This is a genomic window from Agrobacterium sp. a22-2, assembly GCF_012276985.1.
Taxonomy (GTDB): Bacteria; Pseudomonadota; Alphaproteobacteria; order Rhizobiales; family Rhizobiaceae; genus Allorhizobium.
In genome coordinates this window covers 1-16,982 of the sequence record NZ_JAAXMM010000004.1, presented here as the reverse complement: position 1 = coordinate 16,982, position 16,982 = coordinate 1, and the positions used below count along the sequence as shown (strand labels likewise).

The following is a 16,982-nucleotide window of genomic DNA, read 5'->3' as shown; positions in this document are numbered from 1 at the left end:
CCCGATGACATTTCTAACCCTCAGCAGCATCCAGAAATCCTACGGACCGATCCAGGTGGTCAAGGATTTCAACATGACCATCGAGAAAGGGGAGTTCGTGTCCTTTCTCGGCCCCTCCGGCTGTGGCAAGACCACGGTGCTGCGCATGATCGCCGGTTTCGAGACGCCGACCGGCGGCACCGTGACGATCAATGGCAAGAACCAGACCGACCTCAGGCCCAACCAGCGCAATATCGGCATGGTGTTCCAGGCCTATGCGCTGTTTCCGAACATGACCGTTTTTGAAAACGTCGCTTTCGGCCTGAAGGTCGCCGGCAAGCCCAAGGCCGAGATCGAGACCCGCGTCAAGGAAATGCTCGGCCTGATCAAGCTCGATCATCTCGCCGACCGCTATCCCTACCAGATGTCCGGCGGCCAGCAGCAGCGTGTCGCACTGGCCCGCGCCTTGGCGCCCAAGCCGCAGGTGCTGCTGCTCGACGAACCGCTCTCGGCGCTCGACGCCAAGATCCGCGTCTCGCTGCGCGAGGAAATCCGCGCCATCCAGCGCCAGCTCGGCATCACCACCGTCTTCGTCACCCATGACCAGGAAGAGGCCCTGTCGATCTCCGACCGCATCGTCGTGATGAATGCCGGCAAGGCCGACCAGATCGGCACGCCCTTCGAGATCTACAACACGCCTTCCACCCGCTTCGTCGCCTCCTTCGTCGGCACGCTCAACCTCATCGACGCCGTGGTCGTCGAGCCGTCGAGCGGCACCGTCAAGATCGGCGAGCAGACGGTGCGCCTGGCAGCACCCGTGACACAAGGGGCCGGCCAGACCATCCAGCTCGCCCTGCGCCCGGAGGCCGGCTCGCTCGGCGAGGCGGCCCATGGCGATACGGTTCTGAAGGGCAAGGTCGTGTCCAGCCATTTCCTGGGCTCGGTCATCCGCACCAAGCTCGATGTCTCGGGCCACTCGGTATCCTTCGACATGTTCAACGATCCGGGCGCCCAGCCGCCCGCTATCGGCGAAACCGTCGGCCTGCGTTTTGCCGCCGAGGACCTGCTGGTCCTGGCCGAATAGTCAACCGGACACTATGTCCCGGCGCGCAGCCGCCGCCGGGTCTCCGAGGCACTTTCGTGATAGTGCTCGCGATAGCTGCGGGCGAAGGCCGAGGCCGAGTTGAAGCCGCAAAGCGCTGCGATATCGGCAAAGGCCAGCCGCGTCTCGATCACCTTGCGCCGGGCCGCATTGAGCCTTAGCGCCAGATAGTGCACATGCGGCGGCACGCCGATGGTTTCCAGGAACAGCGTCTGCAGATGGCGGGCGCTGATGCCGATGCGTTTTGCAAGCCTTGCCAGCGTCAGCGGTTGTTCGATGGTCTCCTCCATCAGCCGCACCGCGAGGCTCACCCGCGGATCGGCCATGCGCATGCTGCCGGTCGAGGGACGCGCCGAGGTCTCGCCGGATGCACTGGCCTGCTCGTAGATGAACAGCCGCGACACCTCGAGCGCCAGCGAGTAGCCATGCCGCCGCCGGATCAGCTCCAGCATCAGGTCGAGCGTCGGCAGCGATCCGCCCGTGGTGATCCGCTTGCCGTCGATCACGTAACGCTCGCGGACAGCGGCGATCTGCGGATAGGCGGCCGCGAACTCGTCGAAATCCTCCCAATGGGTGGTCGCGGCAAACCCGTCCAGCAATGACGCCTCCGCCAGAAGCCAGGTGCCGGATTCGATGCCGGCCACGACGGAGCGATGCCGCGCCGTCTGCGACAGCAGCATTTTCAGCTGCGGCGTGGCGCTGCGCTGCCAGTTATAGCTCGACAACACGAATAGCGGTCCCGTCTCGCGTGCCGGCCGGAAAGGCCCATCGACCGGGATCGGAATATGGCTGCGCGTCTCGATCGCAGCACCATCCGGACTGAAGATCCGCCAGTCGTAGAGATCGAGCCCGGAGATCCGGTTGGCCGCACGCATCGGCTCGATGACGGAGGCCACCAGGATCAGGTTGGTCTCCGGCAGAACCAGGATATCGACGGCAAGCGTTTCCCCGGATGGGCCGTTCATGGACTCTCCGCCTTCCCTGCTATTTCCGATAATGTACAGTTTAGCACCAAATCTGCAAAGCATGCGCTAAAAATTTGGCCCGTAATACCCTCACCAAAAAGGGAGAGCTTACCCCGTGCCTTTGACCATGAACCGCGACGTTTTCATCACCTGTGCCGTCACCGGCGCCGGCGACACGGTCTCGAAATCGAGCCATGTGCCGATCACCCCCAAGCAGATCGCCGAAAGCGCCATCGATGCGGCCAAGGCCGGCGCCGCGGTGGTGCACTGCCATGTCCGCGACCCGGAGACCGGTGCCGCCTCCCGGCGCAATGACCTCTACCGAGAAGTGACCGACCGCATCCGCGCCGCCGATGTCGATGTCGTCCTGAACCTTACCGCCGGCATGGGCGGTGACCTGATCTTCGGCAATGTCGAAAATCCCCTGCCATTGAACCCGAAGGGCACCGACATGGCCGGCGCCACCGAGCGCGTCAGCCACGTCGCCGAATGCCTGCCGGAAATCTGCACGCTCGACTGCGGCACCATGAACTTTTCGCTCGGCGACTACGTGATGACCAACACGCCGTCGATGCTGCGCGCCATGGCCAAGATGATGACCGATCTCGGCGTGCGCCCGGAAATCGAGGCCTTCGATACCGGCCATCTGTGGTTTGCCAAGCAACTGGTCGAGGAAGGCCTGATCGAGGATCCGGTGCTGATCCAGCTCTGCATGGGCATTCCCTGGGGCGCGCCGGACGATTTGAATACCTTCATGGCCATGGTCAACAACGTGCCGGCACACTGGACCTTCTCGGCCTTCTCGATCGGCCGCAATGCGCTGGCCTACCCGGCCGCAGCGGTGCTGGCCGGCGGCAATGTGCGCGTCGGGCTTGAGGACAATCTCTATATCGGCAAGGGCCAGCTCGCCACCAATGCGCAACTGGTCGAAAAAGCCGTCACCGTCATCGAAGGCATGGGTGCTAGGATCATCGGGCCGGCCGAGGTGCGGGAAAAACTGAAGCTGACGAAGCGGTAATGTCTCGTGCGGCCGCCCCTCATCCGCCTGCCGGCACCTTCTCCCCGTCCAGACGGGGAGAAGGCATATGCCGCAGCGTCTCTTTCCCCTCTCCCCGCCTGCGGGGAGAGGGTCAGGGTGAGGGGCCAGGCCGTGCGCTCTCTTCATGGAAGGTGAATTCATGACCAAGATCAAAAAAGCCGCCTGCATCGGCGGCGGGGTTATCGGCGGGGCCTGGGCGGCGCGCTTTCTGCTGGCCGGCATCGATGTGGCGATGTTCGATCCGCATCCGGAGGCGGCCCGCATCGTCGGCGAGGTGCTCGCCAATGCCGAGCGCGCCTACAAGCTGCTGACCATGGCGCCCCTGCCGAAAAAGGGCACCCTCACCTTCCGCAACAGCATTCACGAAGCTGTCGAAGGCGCTGAGTGGATTCAGGAAAGCGTGCCCGAGCGCCTCGACCTGAAGCGCGGCGTGATCACCGAAATCGATGCCGTCGCCAACCCGACCGCGCTGATCGGCTCCTCCACCTCGGGCCTGCTGCCAAGCGACCTGCAGCGCGACATGGCCCATCCCGAGCGCCTGTTCGTCGCCCATCCCTATAACCCGGTCTACCTGCTGCCGCTGGTCGAACTGGTCGGCGGCAGCAAGACGACGCCGGAGACGATCGCCCGCGCCATGACCGGCGTCGAGCAGATCGGCATGAAGGGCGTCGTCATCCAGAAGGAGATCGAGGCCTTTGTCGGTGACCGCCTGCTGGAGGCCCTGTGGCGCGAAGCGCTGTGGCTGATTAAGGACGACATCTGCGACACCGAGACCCTCGACAATGTCATGCGCTATTCCTTCGGCATGCGCTGGGCGCAGATGGGCCTGTTCGAGACCTATCGCATTGCCGGCGGCGAGGCCGGCATGCGCCATTTCCTCGCGCAGTTCGGCCCATGCTTGAAATGGCCCTGGACCAAGTTCACCGATGTCGTCGATCTTACCGACGAACTGGTGGAAAAGATCGGCGCGCAGTCGGATGCCCAGGCCGCCGGCCGCTCGATCCGCGAGCTGGAGCGCATCCGCGACGAGAACCTGGTCGGCATCATGCAGGCGCTGAAGGGCGGCAATGGCGGCGCCGGCTGGGGTGCCGGCAAGCTGCTGGCCGATTTCGAGGCCCGCCTCTGGGCCGAGGCCGAAAAGCCTGCCGCCGATCTCGGCGAGGCCAAGCCGCTGCGCATCATCGACACCCGCGTCAATGCCGCCTGGGTCGACTATAACGGCCACATGACCGAGCATCGTTATCTGCAGGTGTTCGGCGATACCTCCGACGGCCTGCTGCGGCTGATCGGCGTCGATCTCGACTATGTCAAGAACGGCCACAGCTATTACACCGTCGAAACCCATATCCGGCATCTGGGTGAAGCGAGACTCGGTGAGGCGCTCTATTCGACCTGCCAGATTCTCTCGGTCGATGACAAACGCCTGCACATCTTCTCGACGATCTACAATGCCGACACAAACGTGGCCATTGCCACCGCCGAACAGATGATGCTGCATGTCGACAGCAAGGCCGGCAAATCCGTCGCCGCCCTGCCCGACGTGCTGACCAGGGTTACCGCTATCGCCGAAGCCCATGCCGGCCTGCCGAAGCCGGACGGTGTCGGACGCGCCGTTGGACAGAAGCGGTAACGGACACGGCAAGGCAGCCCCTCACCCTAGCCCTCTCCTCGTAAACGGGGAGAGGGGACCTGCCTTGAGCAGAGCTACGGTGCAAGAGGGAGCCGCGGATCTCTTCTCCCCGTTTACGGGGAGAAGGTGCCGGCAGGTCAGGCGCAACACGTTGCGCCGGGGATGAGGGGCAGCAGACCATAAAAATCAGGAGGAGCAGCCATGAACTTCGCACTGACCGACGAACAGGAGATGATCGTCAAGACGGTCCGCGATTTCGTCGAGACGGAGATCTATCCCCATGAGGACGAGGTCGAGCGCACCGGCATCGTTCCGCCGGAGCTCGGTCAGGACATCGCCCGCAAATGCAAGGAGATCGGCTTCTTCGGCTGCAATTTCCCCGAAGAGGTCGGCGGCGCCGGTCTGGATCACCTGACCTTCACGCTGGTCGAGCGCGAACTCGGCCGCGCCTCGATGGGCCTCACCGTATTCTTCGGCCGCCCCTCGGGCATCCTGATGGCCTGCAATGACGAGCAGCGCCAACGCTATCTTCTGCCCGCCGTCAGCGGCGAAAAATTCGATGCGCTGGCGATGACCGAGCCGGATGCCGGTTCCGACGTGCGCGGCATGAAATGTTTTGCCAGGCCCGACGGCGACGACTGGATCGTCAACGGCACCAAGCATTTCATCAGCCATGCCAATATCGCCGATTTCGTCATCGTCTTCATCGCCACCGGCGAAGAAGACACGCCGCGCGGCCCGAAAAAGAAGATTACCTGTTTCCTGGTCGATCGTGGCACGCCAGGCTTCGAGATCCGCGAAGGCTATTCCTCCGTCTCCCATCGCGGCTACAAGAACTGCATCCTCACCTTCGACGATTGCCGCCTGCCCTCGGCCCAGATCCTCGGCGAAGTGCACAAGGGCTTCGACATCGCCAATGACTGGCTCCATGCCACCCGCATCACGGTTGCCGCCACCTGCGTCGGCCGGGCGCGCCGCGTCTTCGATCTGGCTTTGCCCTATGCCGCCGAGCGCAAACAGTTCGGCAAGCCGATCGGCGCCAACCAGGGCGTCTCCTTCAAGCTGGCCGACATGATCACCGAAATCGATGCCGCCGACTGGCTGACGCTGGCTGCCGCCTGGCGGCTGGATCAGAAGCTTCCGGCCAATCGCGAAATCGCCTCGGCAAAACTCTACGCGTCGGAAATGCTGGCCCGCGTCACCGACGAGGCCATCCAGATCTATGGCGGCATGGGCCTGATGGACGACCTGCCGCTCGCCCGCTTCTGGCGCGACGCCCGCGTCGAGCGCATCTGGGACGGCACTTCCGAGATCCAGCGCCACATCATCAGCCGCGATCTGCTGCGGCCGTTTGGAGCGTGAGCGGTATGAGGCATATGCCGAAAGACCTCTCCCGCCTCATCCGCCCCACCTCCATCGCCGTGTTCGGCGGCAAGGAGGCGCGGCGGGTCATCGAGCAATGCGACAAGATGGGGTTTGCCGGCGCCATCTGGCCGGTGCATCCGAAACTCGACGAGATTCTCGGCCGGAAATGTTATCGCACGGTCGCCGACCTGCCGGCCGCCCCCGATGCCAGCTTCGTCGGCGTCAACCGGATGCTCACCATCGAGATCATCGGCGCGCTGGCCGGGATCGGCGCCGGCGGGGCGATCTGCTACGCTTCGGGCTTTTCCGAAGCGGTCAAGGAACTGCCCGATGGCGATGAACTGCAGGCCAGGCTGGTCGAAGCCGCCGGCGACATGCCGGTCGTCGGCCCCAATTGCTACGGCTTCATCAACATGCTCGACGGCGCCCTGCTCTGGCCCGACCAGCACGGCATGCAGCGCCAGAACCGCGGCGTGGCGGTGCTGACCCAAAGCTCCAACATCGCCTGCAACATTTCCATGCAGCAGCGCGGCCTGCCGCTCGCCTATCTGATGACTGCCGGCAACCAGGCGCAGACGGGCCTGTCGGCACTGGCGCTGGCCGCACTCGAAGACCCGCGCGTCACGGCGGTCGGCCTGCATATCGAAGGTTTCGACGACCTCGCCACGCTGGAGAGACTGGGCAGCCGCGCCCGCGAGCTGAAAAAACCTGTCATCGCGCTGAAGGTCGGCAAATCGGAGGCCGCCCGCAAGGCGACGGTGTCCCATACCGCATCGCTGGCCGGCAATCACAAGGTCTCCTCGGCGGTACTGGCCCGTTTCGGCATCGGCCAGGTCGAGACGCTTCCCGAACTGCTGGAAACCCTGAAACTGCTGCATGTCGCAGGCCCGCTTATGAGCAATTCCATCTCCTCGATGAGCTGTTCGGGCGGCGAGGCCTCGCTGATCGCCGATGCCGGCACCGGCCGCCGCATCCACTTCCGCGACCTGAAGGATGAGCAGCGCCAGCCGCTGCGCGAGATCCTCGGCGAGATGGTGACGATCTCCAATCCGCTCGATTACCACACCTTCGTCTGGGGCAATCTCGACCGCCAGACCGCCGCCTTCACCACCATGATGCAGGGCGATTATGCCCTGAATCTTGTCGTGCTCGACTTTCCCCGCGCTGACCGCTGCGATCCCTTGGACTGGGTGACCACCGTCGACGCGGTGATCGCCGCGGCACAAACCACCGGCGCCAATGCCGGCGTTGTGGCCAGCATGGCGGAAAATATGCCGGAGGTGATCGCCGAACGGCTGGTGGCTGCCGGCGTGACGCCGTTTTCCGGCATCGACGAGGCGCTTGCCGCCGCCGAGATCGCCCATGGCATCCATCGGGCCTGGGCCGCACCGCTGCCTGCCCCGCTCCTTAGCTCCGGCCTCGCCTCCGGCGAAGCGGTGACGCTCAGCGAATATGACAGCAAACGGGTGCTGAGCCCCTTCGGGCTTCCCGTACCGCTCGGACGTTTTGCCGAAGCGCCGGAAGACGCCGCCAAGGCCGCAACGGCGATCGGTTTCCCGGTGGCGCTCAAGGGCTCGGGCGTCGCCCACAAGACCGAGGCCGGCGCAGTCCGGCTCAACCTGTCGAGCGAAGCCGAGGTCATCGCCGCCGCCCGCTCCATGGCCGCGGTCGCTGACGGCTATCTCGTCGAGCGCATGGCCGCCAAACCGGTTGCCGAACTGATCCTTGGCGCGCTGCGCGATCCGGTCGCAGGCCCGGTGCTGACCATCGGCGCCGGCGGCATTCTGGTCGAACTGCTCGACGATTCCGCCGTCATCACCCTGCCGACCACCAAAGCCGAGATCGAGAGGACAATCGCCGGCCTGAAGATCTCGACATTGCTGAACGGCTATCGCGGCCAGCCGAAGGGCGACCTAGCGGCCCTCGTCAACGCCGTCTCCGCCGCCGCCGATTTCGTCACCGCTCATGCCGCTGAGATCGAGGAACTCGACATCAACCCGCTGATGGTCCTGCCCGAGGGACAGGGCGTCGTCGCGGTGGATGCGCTGGTCAGGATGCGCGTGTAGGATGAGGTTTATGGCAGTGCTGGCGGCAGCGGTTTTACCCCCCTCTGTCCTGCCGGACATCTCCCCACACGGAGGGAGATAGGATGGAGTGACCGTCTTGCCCAAACGCGAACGTAGTCTAGGGCCAACACCGCGGGATTGAGGCACGGCATCAGCGGCAAGGCGATCTCCCCCCGTGTGGGGGAGATGTCCGGCAGGACAGAGAGGGGGGTGTCCCCGCACACAACGAAATAACCAGGGAGACCATCATGACCGACACCCCCATCAAAACCCGCCGCGAGGGCGGCATTCTCGAGGTCACCATCGATCGGCCGAAGGCCAATGCCATCGATCTCGTCACCAGCCGGCAGATGGGCGAGATCTTTCGGGATTTTCGCGATGACGAGACCCTGCGCGTCGCCATCATCACCGCGGCCGGCGAAAAGTTCTTCTGTGCCGGCTGGGATCTGAAGGCCGCCGCCGGGGGCGATGCGGTCGATGGCGATTATGGCGTCGGCGGCTTCGGCGGCCTGCAGGAGCTGCGCGACCTCAACAAGCCTGTCATCGCCGCCATCAACGGCATCTGCTGCGGCGGCGGCTTCGAGATCGCTCTGTCGGCCGATCTCATCCTGGCCGCCGAGCACGCCACCTTCGCGCTGCCGGAAATCCGCTCCGGCACGGTCGCCGATGCCGCCTCGATCAAGCTGCCGAAGCGCATCCCCTATCACATCGCCATGGACATGCTTCTGACCGGCCGCTGGCTTGATGTCCAGGAAGGCCACCGCTGGGGTTTCGTCAACGAGATCCTGCCGGCCGACAAGCTCATGGACCGCGCCTGGGCGCTCGCCCGCCTGCTCGAAAGCGGCCCGCCGCTGGTCTATGCCGCCATCAAGGAAGTGGTGCGCGAGGCGGAAGGGTCCAAATTCCAGGACACCATGAACAAAGTCACCCGCCGGCAATTGAAGACCGTCGACGTGCTCTATTCCAGCGAGGACCAATTGGAAGGCGCCCGCGCCTTTGCGGAAAAGCGCGATCCGGTGTGGAAGGGCAAATAGGGTTTAGGCACTTTGCCAACCGGGATCGGGCCGATAGTCTGAGGTCATTGCTCCCCCACACGAGTCCCTTTCATGCCGCAACCCTGTCGCCTCACCGTTCTCGACACCATCACCGACGCCGGCAAACCCGGCCGGCCGAATGAGGACCGTTTCGGTCACAATGCCGATGCCGCCTTCGTGCTGGATGGCGCGACGGGGCTGGGCGACCGTCAGTTCATCGACGGCTATGGCTCGGATGCCGCCTGGATCGCCGAGTTCGGCACGGAGCGGCTGACGCAGCGGCTGGACGCTCATGCCGATCCCCGAGACATCCTGCGCGCCATCTCGGCGGAAGCCCGCGACACCTTCCTGGCCATTGCCGGCGACCAGCCGCGCTATGCCTGGCCGCTCTGCAGCCTGACGGCGCTGCGCACCACGCCGACCGGCTTCCAGTATTTCGGCCTCGGCGACAGCTGCCTCTACCTGCTGCACGATGGCGGCACGAGCGACTTCGTCATCCCCATTCCCGGCGCCTATGAATGGGAGCAGCACCGCGCCGCCGAACACATCGCCCGCCTCGGCGGCATCGGCGCAACAGGCAGCGCCAACAGCGATCCGCAAACCCTCGAAGACCTGCGCCGCGGCCGCGCCCTGCAGAACACGCCCGACGGTTTCACCTGGACCTTCGGCATCGTGCCGGAAGCCGCCGATCATCTGGTTATGGTCGACGTGCCCGTGTCTGGCGGCGGTGCCACTGCCCTGCTCTGCTCGGATGGCCTGGCCGATCTCGTCGCCCTCTACAAAGCCTATGATGCCGGTTCGCTGGTTCGCGCCGCCATGGACAAAGGCCTCGCCGCTCTGGTCGCCGAACTCCGCCATTTCGAACGAGAACTCGACCCGGACGGATTGCAATATCCACGCTTCAAGCAGAGCGACGATACGACGGCGATATTGTTGCGGCTGAGCGTGGAGGCGAATAGTCCGCTTCGGGATTTTCGTTTCTAAACAAGGCCTTGGACCAACAGGATGATTCAGATACCAAGGTCGTTGAATCAATCTCTTAAGCGCAAAGCAGCCCCAAGCCCCTCATCACGCCGCATCCTCCACCACGTCCCCCGCCGGCTTCGGCACATAGTTCAGCACCGGCCCCAGCCAGCGCTCGACCTTGGCGACCGGCATGCCCTTACGGGCCGCATAATCTTCCACCTGGTCGCGCTCGACCTTGGCGACGCCGAAATAGTAGCTGTCGGGATGGCCGATATAGAGGCCGGAGACCGAGGAGCCGGGCCACATGGCGTAGCTTTCGGTGAGAGTCACGCCGGTCGCCGCTTCTGCATCGAGCAGCGCAAACAGCGTCGCCTTTTCGGTATGGTCGGGCTGGGCCGGATAGCCCGGCGCCGGGCGGATGCCGGCATAGGTTTCGCCGATCAGCTCTTCCGGCGCCAGCGTCTCGTCCGGTGCATAGCCCCAGAACTCGCGCCGCACCCGCTGGTGCATGGCCTCGGCAAAGGCTTCGGCGAAGCGGTCGGCCAGCGCCTTGACGAGGATCGAGGAATAATCGTCATTGGCCCGCTCGAAACGCTCGGCAATGGCGATTTCCTCAAAGCCCGCCGTTACCACGAAGCCGCCGATATAATCGGCCACGCCGCTGTCCTTCGGCGCCACGAAATCGCTGAGCGCCACATTCGGCCGGCCATCGCGTTTCGACAGCTGCTGGCGCAGCGTGTAGAAGGTGGCCAGCGCCTCGCCTCGGTCGTCGCTGGCGTAGAGATGGATATCATCGCCGCTGGTATTGGCCGGCCAGAAGCCGACCACGGCGCGCGGCCGGAACCATTTTTCCGAGATGATTTTCGACAGCATGGCCTGCGCATCGGCAAACAGCTGGCGCGCCGCCTCGCCCTGCGCCTCGTCCTGCAGGATGGCCGGATACCGTCCCTTCAGCTCCCAGGTCTGGAAGAACGGCGTCCAGTCGATATACTGCGCCAGATCGGCCAGATCGTAATCCTCGAACACCTTGGTGCCGAAGAACGACGGCTTGACGGGCGCGTAGCCCGACCAGTCCAGCCGGGCGGCATTGTCGCGCGCCTTGGCAAGCGGCAGGCGCTGCTTGTCGCGCTCGTTGCGGGCATGGGCCTCGGCCACCTTGGCATATTCGGCGCGGATCGTTTCGACATAGCTTTGCTTGCTATCCGGTGACAGCAGCGCCGAGACGACGCCGACGGCGCGGCTGGCATCGGTCACATAGACCGCCTGGCCAGCCTTGTATTGCGGGCTGATCTTCACCGCCGTGTGCACGCGGCTGGTCGTCGCCCCGCCGATCAGCAGCGGAATGGAAAAGCCCTGCCGCTCCATCTCGGCGGCGACATGCACCATCTCGTCGAGCGACGGGGTGATGAGGCCCGACAGGCCGATGATATCGACCTTCTCGCGGATCGCCGTCTCGAAGATCTTGGTGACCGGCACCATGACGCCCAGATCGATGATGTCGTAATTGTTGCAGGCCAGAACCACGCCGACGATGTTCTTGCCGATATCGTGCACGTCGCCCTTGACGGTCGCCATCAGCACCTTGCCGGCCGCCTCGCGCTCGCCACTGCCGCCATTGGCCAGCTTTTCCGCCTCCATGTAGGGCAGCAGCACGGCCACCGCCTGCTTCATGACGCGGGCCGATTTGACCACCTGCGGCAGGAACATCTTGCCCGCGCCGAACAGGTCGCCGACGACATTCATGCCGGCCATCAGCGGTCCTTCGATGACATGCAGCGGCCGCTCGACCGAAAGCCGTGCCTCTTCGGTGTCGGCATCGATGAATTCGGTGATGCCGTTGACCAGCGCATGTTCCAGCCGCTTGGCGACCGGCAGTTCGCGCCAGCTCATGTCCTGGGCGCGGACCTGCTTCTCGCCGGTGCCGCGATAGCGCTCGGCAATCTCCAGCAGCCGTTCGGTGGAATCGTCGCGGCGGTTGAGCACCACGTCCTCGCAGGCCTCGCGCAGCTCCGGGTCGATGCTCTCATAGACCGCCAGCTGGCCGGCATTGACGATGCCCATGTCCATGCCGGCCTGGATCGCATGATAGAGGAACACCGCATGCATGGCCTCGCGCACCGGTTCGTTGCCGCGGAACGAGAAGGACAGGTTGGAGACACCGCCGGATATATGCACCAGCGGCATGTTCTGGCGGATCGTGCGCGTCGCCTCGATGAAGTCGACGCCGTAATTGTTGTGCTCCTCGATGCCGGTGGCGACGGCAAAGACATTGGGGTCGAAGATGATGTCTTCCGGCGCAAACCCCGCCTCCTGGGTCAGCAGCTCATAGGCGCGCGTACAGATCTCCACCTTGCGCTCGTAGGTATCGGCCTGGCCCTTCTCGTCGAAGGCCATGACGACCACCGCAGCACCATAATTGCGCACCAGTTTCGCCTGTTTGACGAAGGCCTCCTCGCCCTCCTTCATGGAGATCGAATTGACGATCGCCTTGCCCTGCACGCATTTCAGACCCGCCTCGATGATCTGGAACTTCGAACTGTCGATCATCACAGGAACGCGGGCGATATCCGGCTCGGCAGCGATCAGGTTGAGGAACTCGACCATGGCCTTTTCACTGTCGATCAGGCCTTCGTCCATGTTGATGTCGATGATCTGCGCGCCGTTTTCCACCTGGTCGCGGGCAACCACCAGGGCAGCCGAATAGTCGCCGGCGGTGATCAGCTTGCGGAACTTGGCAGATCCCGTGACATTAGTGCGCTCGCCGACATTGACGAAGGGAATGTCCTTGGTCAGCACGAAGGGCTCCAGCCCCGACAGCGACATGAACGGCCGGTGCTCCGGCACCTCGCGCGGCTTGAACGGTGCAACGGCCTCGGCAATCGCCCTGATATGCTCGGGCGTCGAGCCGCAGCAGCCGCCGACCACATTGACCAGGCCGTCGCGGGCAAAACCCTCGATCTGCCGCGCCATGTCCTCCGGGCTCTCGTCATACTGGCCGAACTCGTTCGGCAGGCCGGCATTCGGATAGGCGCAGATGAAGGTGTCGGCAGCCCCCGACAATTCCTGCAGATGCGGCCGCATGGCGTCGGCGCCGAGCGCGCAGTTCAGCCCAATGGTGAACGGCCGGGCATGGCGCACCGAGTTCCAGAAGGCCGACGGCGTCTGGCCCGACAGCGTGCGGCCGGAGAGATCGGTGATCGTGCCGGATATCATCACCGGCAGGCGGATACCCTTTTCGACAAAGCGCTCCTCGCAGGCAAAGATCGCCGCCTTGGCATTCAGCGTGTCAAAAATCGTCTCGATCAGGATGATATCGGCGCCGCCGTCGATCAGGCCGTCGATCTGCTCGGCATAGGCCAGCCGCAGGTCGTCGAAGGAGACAGCGCGGTAGCCGGGATTGTTGACGTCGGGCGACATCGAGGCGGTGCGGTTGGTCGGGCCGATCGCGCCGGCCACGAAACGGCGCTTGCCGTCTTCCCGCTCGGCGCGCATGGCCGCCCGTCGCACCAGCAGCGCACCGTCACGGTTGAGGTCATAGACCGCCGCTTCCATCTGGTAATCCGCCTGGGCAATGCGCGTCGAGGAAAAGGTATTGGTTTCCAGAATATCGGCGCCGGCCATCGCATAGCGATAATGGATCTCTTCGATCGCATCGGGCTGGCTGAGGATCAGCAGGTCGTTATTGCCCTGCTGGTGACAGGCACAGCCGACAAATCGCTCGCCACGGAAATGATCTTCGTCGAAACCCAGCCCCTGGATCTGCGTGCCCATGGCACCGTCGAGAATGAGGATGCGTTCGCGCGCCGCTTTTCTCAGCGCCGCAAACACCTCTGCGCCATCCCGCTTCGCATCGGGAGAACCGAACAGATCGTCGAGCATGGGCGAAATCCTTTATTCCAAATGCGACAACTTCGAATTCACATAAAGATATCTTTATGTCAATATATCATTTGCGAAACATCAAGATCATAGCCCTCACCTAGAGGCAAGTTGAGCGGTGACAAGCCGGACCTCGGGCGATATAGGATTTCAACCGATTATAAGACCATGCCGGGAGGACAGCATGACCGAAACGCCAACCACGAGCCCCTTGCCGGCGCTCTGGAGCAACCGCTCCTACCACCGCAAATGGCTGCTGAAGCAGGCAGACGGCCTGTTCGATTTCTTTCAGGCGCCGAGCCTCAACCCCAAGGGCGGTTTTTACGATCTCAATCGCCAAGGCGCGCCGCTTGCCACCGACAATCCGCTGCGCGGCATCCATGCCAGCGCCCGCATGGTACATTGTTTCGCGATCGGCGACCTGCTTGGCCGGCCGGGCTCGGCCGATATGGTCGACCACGGCATGTCCTTCCTGTGGAACCGCCATCGCGACCCGCAGAATGGCGGTTATTTCTGGCAGGTCGACGACACCGGGGCCGCCGACAGCTCCAAGCAGGGTTATGGCCATGCCTTCGTGCTGCTGGCCGCCTCCTCCGCCAAGGTGGTCGGCCATCCGCTGGCGGACGCCATGCTGGCCGATATCACCGACGTGCTCGACACGAAATTCTGGGAGCCCGCCCATGGCGCCATCGCCGAGGAGTTTTCCGCCGATTGGCAGCCGATCCCCGGCTATCGCGGCCAGAATTCCAACATGCACCTGACCGAAGCGCTGATGGCCGCGTTCGAGGCGACGGGCGAGCGCCATTATCTCGACAAGGCGGAAAGCATCGCCGATCTGCTCATCAACCGCCGCGCCCGTGATGAGGCCTTCCGAGTCGCCGAACATTTCAACGAGCAGTGGACCGTCGACCGGAGCTATTACCATCCGAACGAAATGTTCCGCCCGGCCGGCACCACGCCCGGCCATTGGCTGGAATGGGCCCGCCTCGTGCTGCAACTCTGGGTGCTGGGCGGCAAGCGGCACGACTGGATGCCGGAGGCCGCCCGCGGCCTGTTCTTCCAGTCCATGTCGCTCGGCTGGGACAAGGAGAAGGGCGGCTTCTTCTACACGCTCGACTGGGCCAATGTGCCCGACAAGACATCAAAACTCTGGTGGCCGCTCTGCGAAGGGGCAGCCGCCGCCCATTTCCTCAATGCCCACAGCCCCAGCGATTTCCACGAAGAGAGCTACCGCCGCATCTGGAGCTTCATCGCCAGTCACAGCCTCGACCGGACCTTCGGCGGGTGGCATGAGGAACTGACCGAGGATCTGCAACCCGCCAACAGCCTGTTTCCGGGCAAGGGCGACATCTACCACGCCCTGCAGGCCTGCCTGATCCCGCTTTTCCCGGCCGATGGTAGCCTGACCAAGATGATCTCGGAGACCGGCGGCACGCTCTGACCAAGCCAAGCGTCGCCGCAGCCGTCCGTCAGGGCTGCTGCGGCGGCGTTCCGTCGGACTGGAAGGACGCGGAAAATTTCGTGCCCTGGCGCAACGAGCCGGAACAGCGAACGGTGATCTGTCCCTTGGACGGATTGCCATAGGTGCATTGGCCGCGCGCCGACAGCACCTTCGGCTTGTTGGTTTCCAGCCCCTCGTTGAAGATCAGCCGGTCGACCTTGATCGACGCGCCCTTGGCATTCTTCCGCATGACATCCGTGCCGCTAAACGTCAGGATATGGTTCTGCCCGAGCAGGAAATAGAAGCCGGACCGGCCGTCGGCCAGCACGGTGCGCCCAAGCTTGCCGGAACAGGCCGCCGTCATGTCCTGTTCGCCGACGATGACCCTGAGGCATTTGCCGCTCAGCATCATGATCGGCGGCGTGGCAACATCTTGCGCCCCGGCGAGGCCCGCCGGCAACACCAGCATACAGGCCATTGCCAGAACTGTTTTCAGGGTAACGAGAATCGCACCGGCCTCCGCTTGTCCATGCCGGCCAGCATGGCCCCTGCCCGCTCTCAAAGCAAGGCGACCGGCTGCATGCTGCCGCCAATCAAGGGTCCGAAGAAGCACTCTCGACCATGCCGACAGCGCTCAGATCCATCTCGCGATGGCCGCAGTGAAATGTGTCGGTCGCTCTTCCGCTGCCTACCGCGCCAATGCGACGCAGCAGCCGTCCGGCCGGGCTGGAACAAAATAGGGCATCCTGTCCGCAGCCACCAAAGCCGCGTTACGGTCGGCGCTTTTCTGCCGCGCCGCATTCTGAAGCAGGGATGCAAAATCGCTGAGCGAGATGCCATCGGCACGCAGCATCTGCCGGATCAGGGGGTCCCTCAGCACTTCCGCCATTGTCATGTCATTCATCATCGGCTTGTTCTCCGTCGCAGCCAGACAATAGCGACAAGGTGTAACGCGCAGATGTCGTGGCGATGGCGAAAACGTGGCGAGACGGAAAAAATCGCGTCTAAAACGCCGATCAGGCCGCGATATCGGCAATCTCGCCGAACTGGCAGAGGATGCGCGGGCTTGTCATGTCACCGCTTTCCATGTCGACCTGAACCGCATAGGCCGCAACACCGGCATGCCGGTCGGCCATCGCAGCGGCGATCTTCTCGGCGGAAACCGGATTGGAAGCCTGCCGCATCTCGCCCGGCGCAATGCCACCGCGAACCTTCTTGAACGACAGCACGATGTATTTTTCAGCCAGGGACATGATGCATTCCGATTCCAGTTGCAATGTTCTCTTTTTGTTCGATTACTGTCCGCAAGTCAAGCTGATTGCCGCGACAGGCATCGACCCCGGTGCCGGTCCGTTGATGTTCGCCTCGCGCCGAGCAACACTCTCGGGGAAACTGGCAGGATTTCGATGCCATCCGCTTCCATCTGCGGTACGGGCTGGTATCTCTGCTGCTGCACCCTTCAAATGGCGCGCCGGTACCAATCGGATCATCGCCCGTCCGCCTGCCCGGCCCGTCC

General features: G+C 63.8%; 14 protein-coding genes. 9 read left to right on the top strand and 5 right to left on the bottom strand.

All coding sequences use genetic code 11. The annotated features are described in order from the left end of the window. The first annotated feature begins 4 nt into the window (after window positions 1-4). The gene (locus HFC70_RS07255; RefSeq protein WP_168472569.1) at window positions 5-1,063 is read left to right on the top strand and encodes an ABC transporter ATP-binding protein; all 1,059 of its coding nucleotides are present in this window, start codon (window positions 5-7) and stop codon (window positions 1,061-1,063) included. An 11-nt stretch (window positions 1,064-1,074) separates the two neighbouring features. Here the strand turns inward: HFC70_RS07255 and HFC70_RS07250 are convergent, their stop codons facing one another. After that, window positions 1,075-2,046, bottom strand: coding sequence for a GlxA family transcriptional regulator (locus tag HFC70_RS07250; protein WP_168472568.1), 972 nt, complete (start codon window positions 2,044-2,046; stop codon window positions 1,075-1,077). 115 nt (window positions 2,047-2,161) lie between these two features. Here HFC70_RS07250 and HFC70_RS07245 point away from each other — a divergent pair, with 115 nt between their 5' ends. The 6 genes from HFC70_RS07245 to HFC70_RS07220 all read left to right on the top strand — a co-directional run bounded on the left by HFC70_RS07245 (window position 2,162) and on the right by HFC70_RS07220 (window position 10,164). Further along, on the top strand, window positions 2,162-3,064 hold the full coding sequence (locus HFC70_RS07245) for a 3-keto-5-aminohexanoate cleavage protein (protein WP_168472567.1): 903 nt from the start codon (window positions 2,162-2,164) through the stop codon (window positions 3,062-3,064). 160 nt (window positions 3,065-3,224) lie between these two features. Further along, window positions 3,225-4,715: a carnitine 3-dehydrogenase gene (locus HFC70_RS07240; RefSeq protein ID WP_168472566.1), complete on the top strand. Its 1,491-nt coding sequence runs from the start codon at window positions 3,225-3,227 to the stop codon at window positions 4,713-4,715. 201 nt (window positions 4,716-4,916) lie between these two features. Further along, window positions 4,917-6,077 (top strand): acyl-CoA dehydrogenase family protein, encoded by a 1,161-nt coding sequence (locus HFC70_RS07235; protein ID WP_168472565.1) that lies wholly within the window; start codon window positions 4,917-4,919, stop codon window positions 6,075-6,077. 5 nt (window positions 6,078-6,082) lie between these two features. Continuing rightward, window positions 6,083-8,146, top strand: coding sequence for an acetate--CoA ligase family protein (locus HFC70_RS07230; RefSeq protein ID WP_168472564.1), 2,064 nt, complete (start codon window positions 6,083-6,085; stop codon window positions 8,144-8,146). Between the two features lie 248 nt (window positions 8,147-8,394). After that, window positions 8,395-9,180: a carnitinyl-CoA dehydratase gene (locus HFC70_RS07225; protein WP_168472563.1), complete on the top strand. Its 786-nt coding sequence runs from the start codon at window positions 8,395-8,397 to the stop codon at window positions 9,178-9,180. Between the two features lie 72 nt (window positions 9,181-9,252). Then, window positions 9,253-10,164 (top strand): protein phosphatase 2C domain-containing protein, encoded by a 912-nt coding sequence (locus tag HFC70_RS07220; protein ID WP_168472562.1) that lies wholly within the window; start codon window positions 9,253-9,255, stop codon window positions 10,162-10,164. Between the two features lie 84 nt (window positions 10,165-10,248). Here the strand turns inward: HFC70_RS07220 and metH are convergent, their stop codons facing one another. Then, window positions 10,249-14,025 carry a methionine synthase gene (gene metH, locus HFC70_RS07215; protein ID WP_168472561.1) on the bottom strand — a complete coding sequence of 1,259 codons (3,777 nt, stop codon included), beginning with the start codon at window positions 14,023-14,025 and terminating at the stop codon, window positions 10,249-10,251. 184 nt (window positions 14,026-14,209) lie between these two features. Here metH and HFC70_RS07210 point away from each other — a divergent pair, with 184 nt between their 5' ends. After that, window positions 14,210-15,466 (top strand): AGE family epimerase/isomerase, encoded by a 1,257-nt coding sequence (locus HFC70_RS07210; protein ID WP_168472560.1) that lies wholly within the window; start codon window positions 14,210-14,212, stop codon window positions 15,464-15,466. Window positions 15,467-15,494: 28 nt separating this feature from the next. On the opposite strand, the gene HFC70_RS07205 is transcribed toward HFC70_RS07210, so the two are convergent. The 3 genes from HFC70_RS07205 to HFC70_RS07195 all read right to left on the bottom strand — a co-directional run bounded on the left by HFC70_RS07205 (window position 15,495) and on the right by HFC70_RS07195 (window position 16,719). Further along, a complete protein-coding gene (locus HFC70_RS07205) occupies window positions 15,495-15,944 on the bottom strand; it encodes a hypothetical protein (protein ID WP_210259179.1) in 450 nt (149 codons plus the stop codon). 210 nt (window positions 15,945-16,154) lie between these two features. Continuing rightward, window positions 16,155-16,370 carry a hypothetical protein gene (locus tag HFC70_RS07200; protein WP_168472558.1) on the bottom strand — a complete coding sequence of 72 codons (216 nt, stop codon included), beginning with the start codon at window positions 16,368-16,370 and terminating at the stop codon, window positions 16,155-16,157. Window positions 16,371-16,482: 112 nt separating this feature from the next. Further along, on the bottom strand, window positions 16,483-16,719 hold the full coding sequence (locus HFC70_RS07195) for a hypothetical protein (RefSeq protein ID WP_168472557.1): 237 nt from the start codon (window positions 16,717-16,719) through the stop codon (window positions 16,483-16,485). Here HFC70_RS07195 and HFC70_RS26770 point away from each other — a divergent pair. Beyond that, on the top strand, window positions 16,718-16,982 hold a 265-nt coding region (locus HFC70_RS26770; RefSeq protein WP_210259178.1), incomplete at its 3' end, for a hypothetical protein. The genes HFC70_RS07195 and HFC70_RS26770 overlap by 2 nt on opposite strands.